2 protein-coding genes are annotated in these 2,798 nt (G+C 60.5%); both read right to left on the reverse strand.

What is annotated here, in order from left to right:
* The coding region (hutI, locus tag H8S59_RS26670; RefSeq protein WP_187523349.1) for an imidazolonepropionase at positions 1-1,189 on the reverse strand (1,189 nt) is incomplete at its 3' end.
* Between the two features lie 15 nt (positions 1,190-1,204).
* Positions 1,205-2,605, reverse strand: coding sequence for an amino acid permease (locus tag H8S59_RS26675; RefSeq protein ID WP_187523350.1), 1,401 nt, complete (start codon positions 2,603-2,605; stop codon positions 1,205-1,207).
* Positions 2,606-2,798 lie beyond the last annotated feature (193 nt).

Raw genomic sequence — 2,798 nt, forward strand, 5'->3', positions numbered from 1 at the left:
CACCGTGACGGACGATGCGTTTGTCCAGATCGCCACCCAGCCAATACGCCAGATCAGCAGGGCGTTCGATGTTCCAGGCTACGAAGTCTGCGACTTTGCCGACCTCCAGCGAACCATGGGTTTCGCCCAGGCCGAGGGCTTTCGCGGCGTTGATCGTGACCCCGGCCAGGGCTTCTTCGGGTGTCATGCGGAACAGCGTGCACGCCATGTTAAGCATCAAACGCAAAGACAAAGCGGGCGATGTGCCGGGGTTGAGGTCGCTGGCAATCGCGATGTCGACCCCGTGTTTGCGCAGCGCGTCCATCGGCGGCAATTGAGTTTCGCGCAGGAAGTAATAAGCGCCCGGCAGCAGCACCGCGACGGTTCCAGCCGCGGCCATGGCGACGGTATCGGCCTCGGTCATGAATTCCAGATGATCCGCCGACAATGCCTTATAACGCGCCGCCAGACTAGAGCCTGCCAACGGCGAAAGCTGCTCGGCATGCAGTTTTACCGGCAAGCCCAACTGCCCGGCAGTGATGAAAACCTGCTCGACTTGCGCCGGGGAGAACGCCAGGTACTCACAGAACGCATCCACCGCATCGACCAAACCCTCCTCGGCCAGTGCGGGCAGCATTTCGCTACAGATGTGATTGATGTAGTCGTCAGCCCGGTCGGCGTATTCAGGCGGCAGTGCATGGGCAGCCAGACACGTGCTGCGCACTGTAACCGGCAGCGTGTTGCCCAGTCGGCGGATAACCCGCAGCAGCTTGCGCTCGCTGGCCAGGTCCAGGCCGTAACCGGACTTCATTTCCACCGTGGTCACGCCGTCCTTGAGCAAGTGCCGCAGACGGCGCTCGGCGCTGGCGTACAGCTCGTCTTCACTGGCGGCGCGAGTCGCGCGCACGGTGCTGGCAATGCCGCCACCGGCCGCGGCGATTTCGGCATAACTCACACCTTGCAGGCGCTGCTCGAATTCGCCGCTGCGGTTGCCGCCGAACACCGTATGAGTGTGGCAGTCGATCAGCCCCGGCGTGACCCACGCGCCGTTCAAGTCGATGACACTGTCGTAAGCGGTTTCAACGAGAGCCGATTGAGGCCCGATCCACTCGATCAACGCTCCAGAGGTCACGATGGCGGCATCTTCGACGATCGAGTATTTGCCTTGAGCCATGCTTGCTACGTGACAGTGTTTCCAGAGCGTTTTCATGTCCAGTCTCCGAGGTTACCGGTGGGTGGGAGGGGAATGTTCAGGGCGTTTTGCCGAGCCCGGCTTGCCCCAAATGCGGTAGGCCGCGATCAACAGCACAACCCAGCCTGCGCCAACGATCAGCGCGATACGGTTGTCCGGGAAATAACCCAGCACGCCGAAAATAAACAGCATGAACACGATGGCTGCGGCGGGTGCGTAGGGCCAGAACGGCACCGGGAATTTCAGCTGCGCTGCGTCTTCGCGGCTCATCTTGCGGCGCATGGCGACTTGGGTCAGCAGGATCATCAGCCAGACCCAAACGGTGGCAAAGGTCGCAATCGAGGCGATGACCATGAACACGTTTTCCGGGATTCGGTAATTCAGCCAAACACCAAGCAACAGCGCGACGCCCATCACCAGCACGGTCATCCACGGCACGCCCTGTCTGGACAGTTGCGAAAACGCAGCCGGTGCCTGACCCTGTTGCGCCAGGCCGTACATGATGCGGCCAGCGCCGAACACGTCGCTGTTGATCGCCGACACCGCTGCAGAAATCACCACAACGTTTAGCAGCGCAGCCGCCCATGGCAGGCCGAGGCTGGAGAAGATCTGCACGAACGGGCTGTTTGCCTTGGTGATCTGCGACCACGGGAACAGCGACATCAGCACGAACAAGGTCAGCACGTAGAACAGCAGAATGCGCAGCGGTACCGAGTTGATAGCCTGCGGGATGGTGTGTTGTGGGTCCTTGGCTTCGCCCGCAGTGATACCGATGATTTCGATACCGCCGAAGGCGAACATCACCACCGCAAAGCAGGCAATCAAACCGCCGATGCCATTGGGCATGAACCCGCCATGGCTCCACAGATTGCTGATACTGGAAACCGTCTCGCCACTGCCCGACAGGTTGACCCCGAACAGCAGCAAGCCAAGCCCGGCGACGATCATTGCGACAATGGCGCCGACTTTGAGCAGTGACAGCCAGAACTCGGTCTCGCCGAAGACTTTGACGTTGCACAGGTTGAGCGCGCCGATCAGGAAGACGATGCCCAGTACCCATATCCAGCGGGGGACTTCCGGGAACCAGAAACCCATGTAAATCCCGAACGCGGTGACGTCAGCGATGCAGACAATGATCATTTCAAAGGCGTAGGTCCAGCCGAGCACGAAGCCCGCCATTGGGCCCAGATACGTGCTGGCGTACTCGCCGAACGAGCCGGAGACCGGGTTGTGAACGGCCATTTCACCCAAGGCGCGCATGACCATGAATACCGCTGCACCGCCGATCAGGTAGGCCAGCAAAACGGCCGGGCCTGCCATCTGGATCGCCGAAGCCGAGCCGTAAAACAGGCCGGTGCCGATGGCTGACCCCAGCGCCATGAAGCGAATGTGCCGGGCCGAAAGCCCGCGTTTCAAACCTTGCTGTGACGTCATTTCAATCCAATCCAGTTTCTTTCCAGCGAACTGCCAGGTACTCAGGCGCGCAAGGATACCTGCTGGGTCGCGTCGGCCAAATCATTGGCCTGTCGGGTGTCGCCTGGCTGACATCCGGTGTCATGGATGTCTATACGTTTGTAAGCACTGACTTTCCTGTGGGAACACATTTTTGTGGGAGCGGTGCTTGCTC

Origin of the sequence: Pseudomonas folii (assembly GCF_014357575.1) — a bacterium.
GTDB classification, from domain to species: domain Bacteria; phylum Pseudomonadota; class Gammaproteobacteria; order Pseudomonadales; family Pseudomonadaceae; genus Aquipseudomonas; species Aquipseudomonas folii.

Bases quoted from the DNA above. Each gene is read 5' to 3' on its own strand.
- H8S59_RS26675 (WP_187523350.1), bottom strand. From the start codon at position 2,605: ATGACGTCACAGCAAGGTTTGAAACGCGGGCTTTCGGCCCGGCACATT.